This window comes from Pseudoalteromonas sp. J010 (assembly GCF_003934235.1).
Lineage (GTDB): Bacteria > Pseudomonadota > Gammaproteobacteria > Enterobacterales > Alteromonadaceae > Pseudoalteromonas > Pseudoalteromonas peptidolytica.
In genome coordinates this window covers 96,365-115,528 of sequence record NZ_RDBW01000010.1, presented here as the reverse complement: position 1 = coordinate 115,528, position 19,164 = coordinate 96,365, and the positions used below count along the sequence as shown (strand labels likewise).

Annotated in this window: 15 protein-coding genes; 3 read left to right on the top strand and 12 right to left on the bottom strand. The window is 41.7% G+C overall.

From position 1 onward, the window contains the following. Positions 1 to 230 precede the first annotated feature (230 nt). The 6 genes from EAG18_RS06930 to EAG18_RS06900 form a co-directional block, all read right to left on the bottom strand. A complete protein-coding gene (locus EAG18_RS06930; protein WP_125251648.1) occupies positions 231 to 632 on the bottom strand; it encodes a hypothetical protein in 402 nt (133 codons plus the stop codon). A 255-nt stretch (positions 633 to 887) separates the two neighbouring features. Further along, positions 888 to 1,802: a Dyp-type peroxidase gene (locus EAG18_RS06925; protein WP_125251647.1), complete on the bottom strand. Its 915-nt coding sequence runs from the start codon at positions 1,800 to 1,802 to the stop codon at positions 888 to 890. A gap of 29 nt (positions 1,803 to 1,831) precedes the next feature. Next, the gene (locus tag EAG18_RS06920) at positions 1,832 to 2,863 is read right to left on the bottom strand and encodes an ABC transporter ATP-binding protein (protein ID WP_125251646.1); all 1,032 of its coding nucleotides are present in this window, start codon (positions 2,861 to 2,863) and stop codon (positions 1,832 to 1,834) included. Next, on the bottom strand, positions 2,863 to 4,494 hold the full coding sequence (locus EAG18_RS06915; protein ID WP_125251645.1) for an iron ABC transporter permease: 1,632 nt from the start codon (positions 4,492 to 4,494) through the stop codon (positions 2,863 to 2,865). Before EAG18_RS06915 ends, EAG18_RS06920 begins: the two co-directional genes overlap by 1 nt. Continuing rightward, the gene (locus EAG18_RS06910) at positions 4,494 to 5,498 is read right to left on the bottom strand and encodes a Fe(3+) ABC transporter substrate-binding protein (protein ID WP_125251644.1); all 1,005 of its coding nucleotides are present in this window, start codon (positions 5,496 to 5,498) and stop codon (positions 4,494 to 4,496) included. Before EAG18_RS06910 ends, EAG18_RS06915 begins: the two co-directional genes overlap by 1 nt. A 1,290-nt stretch (positions 5,499 to 6,788) precedes the next feature. Beyond that, positions 6,789 to 7,454 (bottom strand): tRNA-uridine aminocarboxypropyltransferase, encoded by a 666-nt coding sequence (locus tag EAG18_RS06900; protein ID WP_125251643.1) that lies wholly within the window; start codon positions 7,452 to 7,454, stop codon positions 6,789 to 6,791. A 130-nt stretch (positions 7,455 to 7,584) separates the two neighbouring features. Between EAG18_RS06900 and EAG18_RS06895 the strand changes: the two genes are divergently transcribed. Next, complete coding sequence (locus EAG18_RS06895; protein WP_125251642.1) at positions 7,585 to 8,130, top strand: GNAT family N-acetyltransferase; 546 nt, start codon at positions 7,585 to 7,587, stop codon at positions 8,128 to 8,130. A 153-nt stretch (positions 8,131 to 8,283) separates the two neighbouring features. Here the strand turns inward: EAG18_RS06895 and EAG18_RS06890 are convergent, their stop codons facing one another. From EAG18_RS06890 to zntR, 3 genes are all read right to left on the bottom strand, one after another. Then, the gene (locus EAG18_RS06890; RefSeq protein WP_125251641.1) at positions 8,284 to 9,378 is read right to left on the bottom strand and encodes a 1-acyl-sn-glycerol-3-phosphate acyltransferase; all 1,095 of its coding nucleotides are present in this window, start codon (positions 9,376 to 9,378) and stop codon (positions 8,284 to 8,286) included. Between the two features lie 170 nt (positions 9,379 to 9,548). Further along, complete coding sequence (locus tag EAG18_RS06885; protein WP_125251640.1) at positions 9,549 to 10,805, bottom strand: SO_0444 family Cu/Zn efflux transporter; 1,257 nt, start codon at positions 10,803 to 10,805, stop codon at positions 9,549 to 9,551. Next, positions 10,798 to 11,205, bottom strand: coding sequence for a Zn(2+)-responsive transcriptional regulator (zntR, locus tag EAG18_RS06880; RefSeq protein ID WP_125251639.1), 408 nt, complete (start codon positions 11,203 to 11,205; stop codon positions 10,798 to 10,800). The genes EAG18_RS06885 and zntR overlap by 8 nt, the downstream gene beginning before the upstream one ends. A 91-nt stretch (positions 11,206 to 11,296) precedes the next feature. Here zntR and EAG18_RS06875 point away from each other — a divergent pair, with 91 nt between their 5' ends. Both EAG18_RS06875 and EAG18_RS06870 read left to right on the top strand, forming a co-directional pair. Beyond that, on the top strand, positions 11,297 to 12,244 hold the full coding sequence (locus EAG18_RS06875; RefSeq protein WP_125251638.1) for a D-2-hydroxyacid dehydrogenase: 948 nt from the start codon (positions 11,297 to 11,299) through the stop codon (positions 12,242 to 12,244). A gap of 188 nt (positions 12,245 to 12,432) precedes the next feature. Continuing rightward, a complete protein-coding gene (locus EAG18_RS06870) occupies positions 12,433 to 12,810 on the top strand; it encodes a DUF3192 domain-containing protein (RefSeq protein WP_125251637.1) in 378 nt (125 codons plus the stop codon). A 123-nt stretch (positions 12,811 to 12,933) separates the two neighbouring features. On the opposite strand, the gene EAG18_RS06865 is transcribed toward EAG18_RS06870, so the two are convergent. From EAG18_RS06865 to EAG18_RS06855, 3 genes are all read right to left on the bottom strand, one after another. Further along, on the bottom strand, positions 12,934 to 13,836 hold the full coding sequence (locus EAG18_RS06865; protein ID WP_125251636.1) for a diguanylate cyclase: 903 nt from the start codon (positions 13,834 to 13,836) through the stop codon (positions 12,934 to 12,936). A 9-nt stretch (positions 13,837 to 13,845) separates the two neighbouring features. Then, positions 13,846 to 17,541 carry a PAS domain-containing sensor histidine kinase gene (locus EAG18_RS06860; RefSeq protein ID WP_125251635.1) on the bottom strand — a complete coding sequence of 1,232 codons (3,696 nt, stop codon included), beginning with the start codon at positions 17,539 to 17,541 and terminating at the stop codon, positions 13,846 to 13,848. A 69-nt stretch (positions 17,542 to 17,610) separates the two neighbouring features. After that, on the bottom strand, positions 17,611 to 19,011 hold the full coding sequence (locus tag EAG18_RS06855; RefSeq protein WP_125251634.1) for a PhoH family protein: 1,401 nt from the start codon (positions 19,009 to 19,011) through the stop codon (positions 17,611 to 17,613). Positions 19,012 to 19,164: the final 153 nt, after the last annotated feature.

The following is a 19,164-nucleotide window of genomic DNA, read 5'->3' as shown; positions in this document are numbered from 1 at the left end:
ATTTGAAGGCGTAAATCTGACGCTAACCGCGTTAAAAATTTTTTATTTAGAACAACTAAATAGCAAAATTTTTGCCTTGCCTACACGGAGGTAAAGGACGCGGTAGCGGGGTTATCGACAAGATTTTCTCGCCTCAAAATAGACCACTTAATTAAGAAAATTGGTATCAGCTCGGTGCAATTCGCGCTAAAACTGGCTGCTAGAAAGGCATTAATTATTCAAGGTTCAAATTATTTAGGCGCTGCGACTTTTTTCATTGAGTATTCACTCCATGACCAAGGACTGAGCTCAAATATTTTATCGGATTGAGCTTCACCATTAGCGCAAACATCCTCATGTCCGATGATCCTAACAGGCAAACGCTCCGAATATGATTTTTTCAGAATATCAAATTGATATTGCGCGACAGGTGAAGAAAGGTCTAATTGCCATGTAAGCTCATCACCATTGGCAATACAAGTTTCAAAATTAGAGTACTCTTTCATTACTTCAATTCTAAAGTAAACTGCGTGGTCGCCATTAGCACCCGACCTTGTGATCAGTTGATCAACAGTCCCATATACGTCATTTGCAGCACTAACCGACAATGAAAAAAGACACAGTGTAGTCAGGCAGAAGGTTTTTATTCTCATTATTTTATCCATTATTAAAGTGATACCAACTTGCTTTTACCAAGAAATTACAATTCCAAAAAAAATAAACACAGGAATTATTTATTACATAAAATTACCATATTGGTTAATTTGTAACAAGTAAGTTTACAACTATTTGGATTGGATAAAGGAAAGAGCAGGCCATCGCCTCAATGCTTACTCTATATTACTTTCTGTCTAATTCCACAATAAGAAGACCGCTCGGTCAAAATAGTATTCAGATCAACTCGCGACTCACTCCGGCATTTTTGCCATCACTGACAAAAACTCTAAGGATGGTGCAAAAAAAGCAGACCCCATATCTGCGCTGGAATAATCTAATATCGGATCATAATTCTCTGCTACTCCCAGCCTACTTTTTAACACCTGCTCAAACGCATCACCTCTGGCGCTACAACTTAAATACAAGCTTCCTTGTTCAAATACATCGCCAAATGGCATACTTTGCTCCAGTATTAGCGCATGATCATTTTCATCTTTTAATTCGGTTAAAGTTGCGTGGTTCGGGAGCTCACAATCGACTATCAAGTCATTGTCTAACCGTGTGCGACCCATTAAATGCTCTTGTTCACTGAGTGATAAACTCTGCCAACGCATTAGGTCAAACTTCACCCGCTTTACATGAATATAACTTCCTAGGTGATCAGCTGCATTTGGGTTATGCACCAAAGCCACTTCACGCTTGCTACGCCCTCTGGGATTATTGGCGCCGTAAATAAAACCGTTAAAATCACGCCCATCCAGAAAACGAAAAGCACGGACGTGTGCCACCATCTCGACTAAACCATTGAGCATATGCAATACACTTTGGGCAAAGATATGATTAACATCTTCGCGATCAGAGCGGATCACATAGAGTAAGTCGAAAGGTTGAGTATGTACGGTATGCTCAGCATCAATAATGTGCGGAAAGCTTTTTAGCTCTTTAGGAATAAATTCGGGATAGATATGCGGCCAATACTGTGCACCAATAGCCACAAAACTCGACAACATGGACTCAGAAAAGCGGTCTTCTAATTCTTCTTGTAGACGCCCACAATTACCAAGCGCCGCTCGTAACGCTTCATCTTGCCCTTCAAGCACATTGAAGAACAAATGTAAGCCGTGCAAATTAGCTTCAGCACACACACCAGATTGGGCAAGCGCCATGCTCTACTCCCTGCTTTATTCATCTACTATTAAGAAAAGAAATTTACAGCATGTGCCTTAATTTTTAAAGAGATTGGTTTAGTTAAGTCAAGAGGCTCATGTGCAGGGTGAGATACCTCAAGCTCTTGACCCTCTACGGCCACGCGATAAATATACTCTGTTCCCATAAAACGTTGATTAAGGATCTTAACACTGCCTTGGGCGCAATTTTCTAGAGTAATATGCTGCGGTCGTAGATACACTTCACCTTTTGCATCCATATTCCCAAGTTCAACCAAAGAGTGTACAGCACCAAATTTCGTTTCGACGGAAGCACCATTGACCCTTTGTGCAGGAATGTAGATCCCTTGGCCTAAAAATTCAGCAACCATTTTACTTTTGGGACGTTGAAATAGTGTTTTTGGATCACCAACTTGGGCAATCTTTCCTTTGTCCATAATGGCAAGGCGATCAGCAAAAGCAAACGCCTCTTCCTTTGAGTGGCTCACAAAAATAGCAGAAACTTGCTGATCTTTAATGATACGACGAATATCATTAATTAATTGAAAACGTACCTGCGCATCAATATTTGAAAATGGCTCATCAAGTAATAGCAAATTAGGCTTGTAAGCCAGTGCACGAGCAATCGCAACTCGTTGCTGCTGACCACCAGAAAGCTCATGGGGGAAGCGTGCTGCATAGCCTTGAAGCTGCACCAAGTTGAGCATTTCAGCGACTCTGCTTTCACGCGTCGATTTATCTTTGATAGTTAAACCAAACGCCACATTTTGTGCCACAGTCAAGTGCGGAAATAGCGCGTAATCTTGAAACATCATCCCAATATTACGCTTTTGTGGTGGGATAAATCCGCTCGCACCATTCATGGCTTTACCCAAAATACTGACGCTACCCTGAAATGGCTCTATCAAGCCAGCAATCACTTTAAGTGTCGTGGTTTTTCCGCAACCGCTAGCACCGAGCAAACATACGATCTCATTTTGCTCTACATTTAGAGTTAAGTTATTCACTACGGCTTCGCCGTCATAGCGATAAGAAAGATTTTCTAGCACTAAGCTATGCATTAACTTCGCTGCTCCATTGAACGGTTTACGACATAAAGCGGAATTAAACCAACTAAAACAATAAATAACGCCGACACAGAGGCTAATTCTAGCTGCTCATCACTGACATATTGAAAAACATGAGTGGCTAATGTCTCATAATTAAAGGGTCGCAATAACAACGCTGCGGGTAGCTCTTTCATACATTCAATAAACACCAACAGTGCAGCGGTTAAAATACCACGACGTAATAAAGGCAAATGAATCGATAACATCGTGCTGAGTCGATTGCGTCCTAAAGAAAAGCTTGCCATATCTAGACTTGGGCTGATCCGTTGATAACTTGACTCTACCGCTCCTTGAGCTATGGCATAAAACCTCACTACATATGCAAAAACTAAGGCAAAGATAGTTCCACTAAACAATAACCCAGGCTCAAATTGAGTGCCTTCAAACCATGTGTTTAGCTTATCATCTAGTAAGGTTAGCGGGATCAACACTGCGATTGCCAACACAGTTCCTGGAAGTGCGTAGCCAGTACTCGCTAATTTACCCGGCACAGCAACACGCTTACCATGACTGACACGCTGGTTAAATACCACCAACATACTCATGATAATCAAGACTACACTCACCCAAAATGCAATTTTTAGACTTTGCCACGCGTACAAGAAAAAACTATCGTTCCATGCTTGCTCAAAGTAGTTAATAGCATAATCGACCAGTACCCATGTTGGTACAATGAATGCTACGGCAAGAATCAGCCAACAAAACCCGCTGGCCAACCATGCCTGCGTGCCTTTGAGGTGATATAGCGTGGTGCTGTTTACACTTGATTGGCGCTCATGTACTACTTGTGTTGGCCGGCTAAACCGCTCTAATGTTAACGCCAGAAATAAAAACAACAGCATAATGCCAGATATTTTTGCGGCAGCAGTAAGAGAATAATACCCAAGCCAAGTATCGTATACCGCGGTAGTTAGCGTGCTTACAGCAAAATAGTGAACGGTAGCGAAGTCTGCCATACTTTCCATTGAGATCAACGCTAAACCAGCAACAATGGCACCACGAGATAAGGGTAAACTTACCTTAAAAAAGCTTTGAGAAGGTGATTTACCCATAAGCTGACTAGCTTGCACAAGCTTGAAAGATTGCTCTCTCAGTGCGGTCCTGAAGATCAAAAATAAATATGGATATAGTACCAAAGCTATCATCACGATAGCACCGGGCAAAGTGCGAATATCGAAAAACCAATAGTCATCAGGTGATTGCCACCCAAACCACTCTCTTAGCGCAATTTGTACAGGCCCAGCATAATCAAGTAGATCCGTATAGACGTATGCAATAAGGTAAGTTGGCATCGCCAGTGGTAACATCAACGACCACTCAAAAAAACGCCGCCCAGGAAATTCACAATACGCGGTTAACCAACCTAGAGGCAAAGCTATTAACGCGCAGACAAGACAAACACCAACAATAAGCCAAATGGTATTGCTGACGTAATCCCATAGGACAGTATCCCAAAGGTGAGCAAATACTTCAGAGTCTGGTTGAAACGACTCAACGATCAAAAATAAAAGCGGGACTGATAAGCTAAGCCCTATCAGCCACGCAAACGTCTGCCATTTAGACAGTGACAATGATAACTGCATTAAAGGTCAAATTTTACCTCATCAATTAACTTAAGCGCTAATGGACGGTATTTACTGATCTCTGACAATGGTAGGCTATCTTCCTTAAATTCGCCCCATGATGCCACTAGTTTAGATAACTCGACGCCAGGTTTCACTGGATATTCCATATTCATCGACGCATACATATTCTGCGCCTTATTGTCGGTCATAAACTCAATGAGTTTCAAGGCATTTTCAGTATTTTTAGCGTGCTTGGTTAAGACAACACCAGAAACATTAATATGCGAACCACGATCTTTCTGATTTGGGAAGTTGATATAAACGGCATCAGCCCACGCTTTTTGCTTTTCGTCTTCCATCATTTTACCGAAGTAGTAGCTGTTTCCGATGGCTAAATCACATAGCCCTTCTTTTACCGCTTTCACTTGCGCACGATCGTTACCTTGAGGCTTGCGCGCTAAATTTTCCTTAACCCCTTCTAGCCATGCTTTAGTTTTTGCTTCACCGTGATGTGCAATCATAGAGGCAACTAAACCAAGGTTATAAGGGTGCTTACCTGAGCGTGTACAAATTTTGCCGCGATACTGCTCGTCTGCTAATGCCTCATAAGTAAGTGCATCTAACTTGCCAGTGCGAGCTTTAGATGAATAAACATTACGTACCCGTTTAGTTAATGCTACCCACTGCCCTTCAGGGTCTCTAAAGTTTGCCGGAATATTTTTTGCAACCGTGTCGCTACTAATTGTTTGCGTCAGGTTCTCATCCTCTAACTGGATTAGCGCGCTGAAGTTTGATGTAAGTACAAGGTCAGCACGACTGTGTCTACCTTCACGCTTAACTCGCTCTATCAAGCCTTTTTTTGCAAAAACCACATTAGTTTTAATACCAGTTTGCTTTGTAAAATCATCCAAAATTGGTTGGATTAGAAAAGGTTGTCTAAACGAATAAATATTAACCTCTTCTGTCGCCACTGCTGGTAAGCAAGTGAGCGCAGCCAGTAAAGTAACCAGTGCTTTTTTCATAAAGACTCCATTTAGTAAACAATAATTATTATCAAATAATTCTACCTGTAATTATATCGTTTTACACCCTGAATATTTAATCTTGTATCAGGGCTTAGTGATCCATTGTAGAAAAGCGGAAAATCAACTGTGAGATATTTCTTACTTAACTACCAGAAATTGAGTAAATAGACGCTGAAATAACACCCAAAATAAACCTATTTCATTGAAATTTATACAGTTATAAATTTTCATATTTATCCCTCTTGTAAAAGGTCTACTTTTAACTACAGCGATTTTTTTTGGCTTGCTTATAATTAACAACATCTCAGGAAGAGAAATAAAGGGACATCAGGATACGCTCAGGGTAGGAAATGCAAAAGGAGGCGCACCCACTTAAAGGATGAGAGGGTAAGTAGAGCGAGGATAGTGTTTACAGGGAGTAAGCACAGAGATGGGAATGGAATATAAGGTTCATGATGAATCTGAGGAGCGCTTCAGGGGAGAAGCTAGTCGTTAAAGGTTAACGTTACTGTGTTGGATACGCAGTTGGTTAAGGATGAAAAAGGAAGGTACAAAGGATGTACCCGTAACTAGTGGTTTAGGAGATACCAATCGTTGCAGTTATAAACGCAACACTTAGCTTGATATACTAGCTTCAAGCTACTAAGTGCCTAAGTAGATAAAGCGATTATTGGCACTGCTGCTTTGGAAAGTAGCAACAAGGGACAATGAGAACAAATGGATGTTCTTAGCAATTGGATGGCGAAGGATAAAACAGTGGACGTTTAAAAGGAACAAGGACACAGGGCTAGATGCCTTTATTCGCAAAATGAGAACACTAAGCGATACCATGGAAGAGGAAAGATTCAGGACGTTGAACTACTCAACTTTGCAGGATGCAGTTAGAAGATTCCGTAAGCGCGGCTCAGCAATGGGTCGCGCTCTTCTTATTTTGCTCCCTCTCTAAACTCACCCGCTATTGAGGCTACGTAAATCAAAAGCGTCGTTATACCAATTGCATTATTTGCACAAAATGAAGTATCCATTTACAGCCTATCATTCGGAATAACATCAATAGTTAGCAATAATACCTATTTTCTTAATTAAGTGGTCTATTTTGAGGCGAGAAAATCTTGTCCATAACACCGCTTCCGCGTCCTGCTCACGCCGAGGTACCTACGTCCTGTAGACAAGGCAAAAATTTTGCTATTTAGTTGTTCTAAATAAGAAATTTTTAACGCGATTAGCGTCAGATTGAGCACGTATTAAGTCAAATTGGTATTAGTGATTGCTCACAATATACTTAGGCTACATTTTGCTGCGCTTTCCTTTTAGGTAAGCATCTCTAAAGTCGACAAAGTGGGCAGTTAATTTATCAGCGGCATCTTGCTCACCACACTCAGCAAACAATACGCAAGCCACTTCTGCCGTTCCAAGCTGGTGCTCATGTGGTGCCACCCGAAGCTTATAATCTGAAAGCTTATCCGGTGCGATTGACAGCACAGGCAGGTTATCCAAGTAAGGGCTTTTTCGAAACATTTTTTTCGCTTCTCGCCATGTTCCGTCCAAAAAGATAAACAATGGTTTTTTATCGGCTGTACGATGTATTTGCGTGATCACCCGCTCAGGCTCTACCCCTTGTTCAGGAAAAACGACTATCGGCGCATATTGTGGATCTGCAAGTAGCGCCAATAAACCTTCATCAGGTTCTGTTCTGTCCCAACGAAACGCATAATTATCAGGAATAACATCAGCAATGAGACGCCCGGTATTGGACGGTTTAAAGCTTTCGTTGTGATACATTAACAAGCATACTGCACAGTTTGCTTCAGCAACTTGTACTTTATTGCAAATACACAAAGTGGACGCTAATAAGCAACATTCACAACGCGCTAATTTGGAGCCTCTGGCTTTATACTCTCGTCGTGCAGCAGCAATTTGTTGCTGTCTAAGTGCTAATACTGAATTGTTCACTCTGTTCCCCATCAAAAAATGCCGGCGTATTTTAGTCAAGCGTTACGCCTGCGTCTACGCAAACTTAATCACTACCTTTACTCAGGATGTAAGCTCTTGTACGCTAAAGTTTTATTGAGAGTATAAATAGATGCAAGTAAAGGATTCAAAAAGGCTACATTACCGTTTGCTCACCGCAGCAGACGCCCAACTGCTCGCCGACCTTGATAGCGACCCTGAGGTGATGAAGTTTATTACAGGTGGCAAAACAAATTCACTGGAAGAGGTGAAAACGGTCTATATTCCACGCTTAAGTACATTCACCGAAGAGTCTAAAGGATGGGGACTTTGGGGCTGTTTTGAGTTGCCAGATAAACACTTTCTCGGCTGGATTCTAGTCCGCCCTGCTCATTTTTTTAGCGAACAAAGAAATGATCGAGATTTAGAACTTGGCTGGCGATTTAAACAGATATCATGGGGAAAAGGACTTGCAACCGAAGCGGCGCAACAAGTCATGTCTGAATTAGTCAGTGCAAACCCTGATGTTACGCACTTTAGTGCGATTGCTGATGAAGGCAACACAGGCTCTATCAATATAATGAAAAAGCTCGGGATGAGCTTTGTCAAAAAAGGGCTACACACTGACATTTTAGGCGATATGGAAGTCGTATATTACGAAAAGCCAGTATCGAAATAATGCGCTTTGAGAGTGATCCTCATTCACTGTTCGGTGCGCGACACATTTAACTGTATCTGCGCACAAGCCTTTATCTTACTGAAGAAAGACTGGATCAAGTGGTATGGTTTAACCACGAGTGAATAGCAGACAAAATAAATCGCGAGAAAGGGATTAAATCCCTTTTCGGCGTAGCGGTTCAGCATACATGCTCACCACAAACTGTTTCAGTTCATCAGGAACAGTTTCAAGCTTTGACATAAAATCAGCTCTATCCTCAGCGCTTACTTTCGTGTCATCCCCTGCTGCCAAGTGATTAGTTGAATGTAAGTGATAAAGCTCTAAGATTTGTTTATCAATAACTTGGGCTAGTTCGTCGGGATTCTCCACATCGCAAGTAATTGGTGCACCAAAGGCAACATGCACATGGCCTTTGTCTGAGCTAAAGCCGTCAACAATACTGGCGATATCTTCCCCTTGCGCCTTAACATACTGGCCAAACTGCTGCTTATGATACAACTCTTTTGCTTTGGCTACTGCACATGGTTCATATTGATATGAAATCGCAACCGGTACAATTTTTAGCTGCTTAATATACTCAGAAAAGTCTACTTTTAGCTTTCTGCCGTTCAACTGCAACATCTTTAGTAAAGCAGGATCCGTTTGATCGATGCCATCTTTAGCTCGTCCTTCTTTTTGGGCAATCCAAATAGAGTTTCCTTCGCTAAGCGAGTCAAAAATATAGGCAGAGAGCTGGGTTAACGCCTTTAGCATTTCTTTGGGCGCTTTTGCAGAGCGTTTCACGATAAAGCTTTTGTTAAGACGCATCAGCTCCGTGATGTAAGGTACTTGCAACAGGTTATCCCCAATCGCGATTCGAACAGTACGCATATGCTGTTGATGCAATCCCCAGTTTACCAAAGCTGGATCCAGCACAATATCACGGTGATTTGAAATAAATAAATAAGAGGTATGCGAGTCAAGCGACTCAAGACCTGAATATGTGACTTTAGACGTCGTTTTGTTGATTAAAATCTGTAAATAGTACGCAACTTCATTTTGTACCTGCTCGATACTGCAAAAGTTTCCCCACTTATTTTTAAGCTTCATTCTTACTAGGGGTCGGGCAACTACTGGCCAGGCACTTAACCATGCCGGCAAGTTATATTTAGCGATAACATCGATAAACTGGTCATCTCCCAATAAACGTGCCAAGGCAGGTACAACTTCATCATCATTATACGGTCTTATGTCAGCGTATTTATCCACTCTACTTCTCAAACTCTCGGATTAAAGCATACTTTGGCGCATTCTATCGTGTCAGATAAACAGACGCTAAGCATTTCATGTCTGACCACCAGAGTAATACATCTTGCTGGAACATAAAATGCCTAAGCGTAATTTAGCAGTGCTGGATAACGATTACTTTAAAGTCAGCACTACACACTCTCTGCTCTAAATACTTCACTCAGCTTAAGTATCGCCAGTCTCAGTAATAATGCGGCAAGTAATATTCCCATGGATACGCTAAGCCAGTGAGGCAGAATTTCATGCTCTTCACCAATCATCGGAGTGACCACAAAGCCATAGGTAGCAACGAGGTGATCGGTCAGGAAGCCAAAGATAAGCGCAACCCCAATCACACCGACCAAATAAGCAAATACGGCTCTACGCCCAAGCTCTTTACCTACAACGCCTATAGTAGCAATATTGGTGGCAGGGCCTGCCAACATGAATACCAATACCGCCCCCGGAGACACTCCAGCCATTAATAAACCTGCTGCAATTGGCGTTGAAGCGGTAGCACAAATATACATTGGAATACTGATCAAAATAACCACCAGCATCGCTAAAATACCATCGCCCCATTGAGATAAAAATGACTCAGGTACAAATGTTTGCACTAACGCGGCAAAAAATAAGCCTATCAATAACCACACCGCGGTATCAGATAATAACTTATTACAGCTAAACTTTATTGCTTCAATTATTTTTGCCGTAATCGCTGACTGCGCTTCTGTTGGCTGTGAGCTACAACAACTGGTTTCAGAAGGGCTGGGATCACAACAAGCTGACGCCGATGAAGCCTTACTCTGGCAACTACTATTACTACTTCCAGCGGCTACTAGCTTTGGCTCCGCTGGTGTACAGCAGCTTGGGCTGGTTACCGGCTTAGTATCGCAACAAGACTTGGTTACCTGCGGTTTTGGCTCCGATGGGGCTGAGGCGCTACAACAACTGCTAGTTTTAGGAGACGTATTTGACGCTTTTTCCGTCGTTGATTTTTTATCTTCATCTTTTTCCTTTCCAACCAATAAACCCGCTGCAATCGCACTAGTAACCGCAGCAATAGGTCTTATCACTGCCATAAAAGGCCCAAGCAGCACATAGGAAACAGAGATTGAGTCGACGCCGGTTTCGGGCGTTGAAACTAAAAAAGCTGTCGTCGCACTTTTCGACCCTCCAGCTCTTCTAAGCCCAACCGCTGCGGGTATAACACCGCAAGAGCATAATGGCATTGGCGCACCAATTAAGGCAGCTTTAATTGTCGTCCAAAATCCTTCCTGACCTAAGTGCTTTTGCAGTAAGTCTTTTGGAATAAAAACGTTGAGTAAGCCCGCCAACACTAAACCTAGTAACAACCATGGCGCTGATACTAAAAATAGCTGCCAAAAATTCAATATCAGTTCATTCATCGATAGCCTCCAAGGCGGTTAAAATTGAGCAGCTCACTGCTGCTTCCTCGCCACCACAGCATTGCTCTGCCAGTGTTGACAAGGATTGTTCAAACTTTTGTAACTCTGCTATGCGCGCTCTAACTAAATCACGCTTAGTGAGCGTCAGCGTTTTTACTTCTTCACAGCTGTGCTGATGCTTTTCAAATTTAATTTTTAACAGATCTTGCACTTCTTTGAGGCTAAATCCCACTTTTTTAGCACGAAGAATAAAACGCATCTGTTTTTCACTTTGCTCATCAAACAAGCGATACCCTCCTTCACTCCTTGCGCAAGGGTGAAGCAGATCATTTGCTTCGTAATATCTTAACGTGTCCGTCGATACGTTAAGCCGATTTGCCAGCTCACCAATCTTTATCACTTTACACTCCTCAGTCCCGAAGATTATCCTAGCCGATATGATAAGTATAAACCTTAGAGTTAACTCCAAAGTCAAGTAAAGGATAAAAATAATGCAAATAGTGGTTTTAGACGCTAAAACTCTTGCCAATACCGACCTTACACCTATTGCTAAATTAGGCACACTCACATCTTATGATATGACCGCCTACGAAGACATTTTGTCTCGATGTGAAAACGCAGAAGTCATAATTACCAATAAAGTCAAACTTGATGCGAAGCTCATTGCGTCTTTACCGAAATTAAAGCTGATTTGTGTCGCAGCCACCGGGGTTAATAATATCGAGTTAGAAGCAGCTAAGGCACATCATGTTGCGGTGGCAAATGTAGCTGGTTACTCAACCCCCTCTGTTGTTCAGCATACTTTTACTATGTTAGGTAACTTGATGACAAATATTCATCGTTACCAACAAGATTGCCAAGCTGGACGCTGGCAGCAAAGCCCTATGTTTTGCCGTTTAGATTACGACATTAGCGAAATCGCAGGAAAGCATTTTGTCATTATAGGACATGGCGCTTTGGGTGAAGCGGTTGCAAATGTTGCCAAAGCATTTGGTGCAAAGGTGATCATTGCTGAGCGTAAAGGCGCCACTCAAGTTAGAAATGGCCGCATGGCTTTTACTGAGGCACTACGTATTGCTGATATTGTGTCTATCCATTGCCCCCTGACAGCAGAAACTGAAAACTTGATTGATGACGCTGAGTTTGCAGCACTTCAAGGTCATGCTTTTATAATAAATACAGCAAGAGGTGGGATAGTAAACGAGCAAGCTCTTGTTAATGCACTTAATAATAATCAAATTGCAGGAGCGGCAGTGGACGTGTTAACACATGAACCTGCTCGCACAGATAATCCATTAGTGAACTATCAAGGCGATAATTTGCTACTCACCCCTCATATTGCATGGGCAAGTAAAGAGGCGATTGCACGCTTGGTAAATGAGATCGCACTCAATATTAACGCATTCGCCTCCGGCACAGACAGAAATAGAGTGGTCTAGTTACTTGAACAATGATGAATATCACTAAATTTTGGTAAAAATGTAACTCCCAGGTTGGACAAAAAAAAGCAAGTTATTGATATTATTAAGCATTACAAGTTGGCAAAAAGTTTGCTTTAATAAGGTACAAAAAAGTGAAAAGCTGTTTACAATAAAAAACAGCAATAAAGAGCAAAAAGGAAAGAATAATGAAAAAATTAATGTTAGTAGCAGCACTAAGCTCGACTCTGTTATCAGGTTGTATTGTTGCAGTATCGGATGGTGAAGTTGAGCACGGCTGGGCATCTAAATACAATTCGAATTGGGAACAAAAGCAGCGTGAAAACCGTGAAAAGATAGCGGATTTTAAAATGGGCACCGATTACGCAACGGTGAAAGAAGCGCTGTCTACTCCTGACTTCAGTGAGCTCGTGGCAAAAGATGGTGATAATTATCAAGTGCTTTACTATGCTACAAACAGCAAGCATTCAGATGGAAAAATAACCAAAGATGAATGTACTGCGCTAGTATTCAAAAATAATCAGCTTATCGGCTTTGGTGATAGCGCACTTAAACAAGTTCTTTAAAGTGTATACACACCAAGGATGGTGTGATTAAGACAAGCTGCAAAGCAGCTACACATCCTATTGCGTGCCCATTCTTTATCTAAGCTCGAAACCATGCTGAGCTGTAGCTCTTATAAAAACGTATTATATCTGTTTGATAAATATTGTGCTCTGTTGCTTTTGCGCTTCTGCCAGCGCGCTATCAGCATTTTTTATCAATTCGTTGAGCTCTAGGGTTTTATGTTGCTCAATATGTACAGCCCCGATACTGACACTAACATGTGCACAAATGGGAGAAGCGATATGTGGTATTTTTAGCGCATTAACTGCATCATGAAGTGACTGTGCAATTGATGTTACAGTATCAATATCATGCTGTGCCGATACTAATGCAAAGCGAGTACCATCGAAGCGACCTATAAATACGCTGTAGCGTGCGGCCGTTTCTTCTAGCGCTTTAGCCACCTTAAACAAACAAGTATCACCATGCATATAACCATAATGCTCGTTAAACGTTTTAAAGAAATCGAGTTCAACCAGCATGATAGAAAAACAGCCCTGTGCGGCCTCACCTCCAGTTAATAGCGCCCGCATTTCTTCATCTAAACGTCTACGATTTGGTAATTCCGTCAACCCATCCAATGAGACCAGCTTTTCTAGTAAGTCATTCTTTTTCTTAATTGCCAGATGATTTTTAATTCTTGTTTTTACGATCAAAGGGTTAAAAGGCTTTGTAATATAGTCTACGGCACCTAATTCTAGTCCCCTCGCTTCGTCTTTAAAACTCACGCTACCCGATATGACTATCACCGGGATCCCATAAGTGCTCGCGTCTTTTTTTAGCTTCTCCAAAATGGTAAAACCAGATCCATTGCCCATAGCAACATCTAAAATAATCAGATCGGTACGATTCGCTTTTACCTCATCGATGCAAAACGCAGGATCTTCACAGTGAAAAAGTGTGTGATCCTCACTCAGTATGTTGATTAACACCATTTTGTTTATCGGGTCATCATCAATTATAAAAATGTGCTCAGCTTGCTGCATCCCGTAGTACTACCTTCTTAGCTCAATAAAGCATATGACTTGCGATAGTGCGGTGGTTAGTTTATCCAAGTCTGTGCGATTTGTTATAGTTGTGATTTTTTTACTCTGCGTTTCAAGGTCTTTAGCCACTTTAGCAAGCCGCTTAAACCCTAATCCCGCAGCCGCCCCTTTGATGCCATGTGCAAGTTCAAATAAAGCTGACCCCTGTTCAAGTTGGCTGACCTGTTCTAGGTAATCATGACAAAGTTTAGCAAATTTATCTAACATTGTTTGCAAAAACGTTTCATTTTGCATCATCTGTGACAAGGCAAACTCATAATCAAAAAATGCCTCTGTAGTAAGCTCTGACTTAACAATATTACTTGCAAGCGTTTTACAAGCTTGAGCGCTACTAATGGGTTTTACCAAATAGTCATTCATACCGACTTTAGCAGCCTTCGCACGCTCTTCTTTACTTGCATTTGCAGTCAACGCGATAATCGGAAGCTCAGCTGCTGAGCATATCTTTCTTATTTGTTGAGTGGCTTGATAACCATCAACCTTGGGCATATGAATATCCATCAAAATGGCATCAGGACTTAAGGTTTGTACTATTTCCTGAATTTTCTCAGCACTTTGAAGTGCAACTGTCGATATGCCATTCTTTTTCAACATATTTTCAGTAATATCCAGATTCAGACTGTTATCATCTACCACCAAACACAGCGCGCCTGCTACTTGCATACAACCACTATCCACGGTTTGCGTCATATGAGCAAACTCCGCAAGCCAAGTATATGCAGATTGATAGAACACATGTTGATTCAGGGCGATATGGTTATTTTGCTCTGTTAGTTGCTCGTCACAATGTAATATAACGGCCTTCGTACTCGCTAAAACACCTGCAGGTAAATTGGCGCAGTGTGGAGGTACAACCACGATGGACTGCTCCAAATCTTCAGCACTTTGCGATACTTGATCTAACAATATAGGGGTTGCCAGTCCCGCGAGGTAACTCGGCAATTGCTCCTGAGTGTCAACAAGACAGTAAACGGCCTTATGGCTCTCGACAATGGGGCAAGCTCCTTTATCCACAACCAATTCAAAAAAGAAGCAACTACCTTGGTTGGGCGTCGAGTCAACGGTAATATTTCCTCCCAGTAATGCCACTTCTTGTTTTACGATCGCAAGTCCAAGACCAATCCCTTCATGTCGTCGAGTGAAGCTCTCGTCCCCTTGAGTAAAGGCGTCAAAGAGATGTTCCACTTGTTGTGCTTTAATCCCAACACCAGTATCCCACACTGCAAACTTTATTGTTTGCTTAGCCGTTGTATCCGCTGTGACATCAACTTTTAAGCCAATTTGGCCTTGATTGGTGTACTTAACTGCATTACTTAATAAGTTAACTAATATTTGTTTGATCTTGTCTTCATCGCTATACAGATAGGGCCAAACTAAGGCGTCAATTTGCAACTCAAATGATAAGCCTTTTTGCACACACAAAGGCTTTATCAACGACTCTATGGCCGTAAATGCCTGACAAGCTTGAAAGGTCTCGTACTGGATAGTGCCTTGGTGACTCTCTACTTTTGCAAATTCCAAAATGCTATTGAGCATTGCCAATAGTTCGTTTGCAGCACCAGAAAGCTGTTGCAATTTTTTACTTTGCAGTCGTGTTAGCGACTCACTATTTATCATGTCCGCAAGACCTAAAATAGCATTGATTGGCGTTCTAATTTCATGGCTAATATTTGCGATAAAGCGGCTTTTAGCAAGTGTTGCACGTTCAGCGTCCTGCTTCGCAAGCAGCAGGCCTGTAATATTTTGAATATGAATAACATAGTATTTTGGGCGTTTATCCTTATCCCAAACCAAAGAGATGCTAAGTTGAAGCCACCTGTGCTTACCTGCCTGCGAAACCGTGTGTTCTACTACTTTTTTTTGCTGTTTTAATAACCCAGCTAACACACTTTGAAGCGACTGCCAGTTTTGTTCATCAAACAACCGCTCCAGCTGCTTTTCTCCGGTGTTTTTATCTAAGGATAAAAAGCGCTTTGCAGCTTTGTTCATTTCCAGTATTTTGCCATCTATTGCTGATAAAATAACCCCATTGGGGGCAAACTCAGTTGCCGCTCTAAAGTTTTCTTCAGAATCTCTTAAAGCGTTGTAAGCTTCTTGAGCTGCTGTAATATCACGTGCAACGCCCAAGCACCCAATCAACTTTCCAGTGTCCGATTTAAGTGGTGTGATAGTTAAAAAGTAGGTATTTTTACCCAATACAAAGTTGGTAGACACTTGTTCTTGTGAGTGTTCCATTAGTGCCTCTTGCTCAAGTAAAATAGTGAGGCCTGAGGTAATTTCTCGTTGAGTTTTCGCCACCAGTAAAGACTTATCCACCCCCATAAACTCCTCAAACGCTCGGTTACAGCCAATGAAAGAGCCATCAATATTTTTGAAGTAAATGATGTCTGGTACCGAGTCTAATACGGCATTTAATAATGCAGCTTGGCGTTCCTTAGCTTCAAAACTCTGCTTTAGTGCTTGCTGCTTACGCTTTATTTCGTCATCAAGTTCTTGGTTATGCTGCTTTAGCGTATGCATTAAGCGCGATTTTTGCTCTACGACTTGTTTGATTTGAGCAAACCATGGTTGCCATTCTGAGGGAATAGGATAATTTAACGTCGTTTCAGGTGAGTGTCCCTGTAACGAGAGATAGTTGACAAAGTGCGTTAATGGCCGCACAAAAATCTGCCGACTAAGCCACACAATGGTGGTAAACGTAAATAATATAAAAAAGAGCAATAGCGAAAGCTCTAGCAATATTTCTCGTTGCAGGGGCGCGGCAAATTGTGCATAGCTTTCATGATAATTTAAGCTAATAGGTTCTTTAGCTGGCTCTGCAATAAAGTGTAATCCGTACTGCCAAGGCGCAGCAGACTTTGCAAGCCCGGCATGCTCATAGTCAAAACGCTCCCCCGCAATGATTTCATTACTTTGGTTTTTAAACTCCATGGTTCCATCCAAAGAGCCTATGTTTTGCAGCCAACGATCAATAATATGACTATCGTAAATCATTAAAATATGGGTATTGTCGACCGTCGAGAGCTTTTTACCAAGAGCGAACATTTGCCTATCAAAAAATTTAACTGGAGAGCCAACGACAATATTACCAAGGCTAAAGTCGGGCTGAAATTTACCGCGCACTAGCTGAGTAATAAAGTGGCTGCTCGTGGCCTCCCTACGTTTAATAAAGGCAAAGCCATCATCTTCGATATAAGCAACTGCATATAGCCCACCTTGCAGTGCCAAAGCTGCATCAAAAGCGGTATTGAGTGACAACACGGTCTGCCAACGCTTAGTTGCAAATAAGGCCTCGTTTACTTGCCCTCTGCCAACAATTTCGCCGCCGCTATTTGGCAGTGCATGATAATAATGCTCAGGGTGCTGTTCTATGTCTTCCAGCCATTCTGGTGGTTTCTGAAAAGAAATTGGCTGCGCGAGATTAACTGCAATACTGTCTAACACAACATGTGCAGCATAAAACTCTTGTTTGAGCTGTTGAGAAACGTATTCATACTGACCAAAACGCACTTTATATTGGCGTTCGAGTTTAATTTGATATAGGTGGTAAGCTAAAATGAGTACCAACAAGATAGGAATAACCACTGCAACTAAAATTCCCTTTCGATAGCTTCTTAGTGGTAAAAATTCTTTAGTTGCATCCATTTACTGGCTCATTCCCGTTTGCACACATACGTATTCAAAAGAGTAACGAGCCAGCCGATTCAAGGCAAGTTATAAATTTTCTTCTGCAAAACTGGCTAAGCGACTCCTTACAACGCCATTTAAATTGATGGTAGCACTGCCTTCAAAGTCTTTAAATCGCTCCACAATATAAGTCAATCCAGACGTAACTGGGGTTAGATAATTACTGTCTATCTGTGCCAAGTTGCCGGTACAAATAAGCTTAGTGCCCTCGCCACAGCGAGTAATAATAGTTTTTAATTGCGAGGCGGTTAAGTTTTGGCTCTCATCCAAAATAACAACCGCATTTTGAATACTGCGGCCACGCATAAAGTTCACCGACTTAAATTGGATATTTGCTTTCTCCATGATGTAGTTTCGACTCGTGACAGGGCTTTCATCATGTTTATGAAGCACCTCTAAAGTATCGGTGATGGCTGCAAGCCAAGGCGCCATTTTTTCTTCCTCGGTGCCGGGTAAAAATCCGATACTCTCTGCGATTTCAGGTGTGTTACGCGTCACAATGACTTTGTCGTAAATACCTTTTTCAATAATCATCTCTAGTGCGCTCGCAAGCGCTAGTAATGTCTTACCGCAACCCGCAGGCCCTGTTAGTATCACCAGTTCAATATCAGTATCAAGTAACGCATCCAATGCCATACCTTGGTTTATATTCTTTGGTTTTACCCCCCATGCTTGACGGTGCATTAGGCGCTCAACACCAAGGTCTTTTAATCTGATGTGCTCATCATCATACCCCACCACTCGCGCTGCAAAATGATTTGTATCATCAATAAGATACTCGTTGCAAAACACATCAGGCACCAATGATTTTGGTACCTCATGGATAGTATAACGGCCATTTTGCTGCGTTTGACACTCCCCAACATCTTGCCAAAAATCGCCATCAACCTTTTTAAACCCACTGGTAAGTAATGCAATATCATCTATCAGCTGATCAGTGCGATAGTCTTCTACATATTTAAGCCCAGCCCCCTTCGCTTTTAGCCGCATGTTAATGTCTTTGGTAACCAATAAGACTTTTTTGTCACTATATTGCGTTTGTAAATGTACCGCACAGTTGATGATCCTATGGTCATTTTCATTACCAGGTAACCCTGATATAGAGTCAGGAAATAAATGATCATTAACAATTATCAACTTTCCAGAACTTGGCGTTCTGTGGTTTTCAAGTTTTAATGTTGGTAGCGCTACCCCCTCTAGCATTTGCTCTGGCGTTGCATCGCGCAGTACATCATCTAATCCGCGAATTGCAACTCTCGCATCTCTACTTACATCACTCTTTCTATCTTTGATGTGGTCAAGTTCTTCTAAAACTGTCATGGGAACGACAACGTCATGCTCTTGGAAAGAAAGGTAAGCGAGTGGTTCGTGGAGAAGTACGTTGGTGTCTAGTACGTATACTTTATGGTCTTTATCTTGTTTTACCATAGCGCATTCCTGTTGTTTACAGATTATTATGCTATACCCAATACACGGTGAGTGTGACAAATTATGCTTTGGGTATAGGTCAAGTTTAGTCTATTTGTCATAAAAGTCGCTTTTATGACAAAAGAAAATACAACTTGCGTTTTGTTAAAAAAC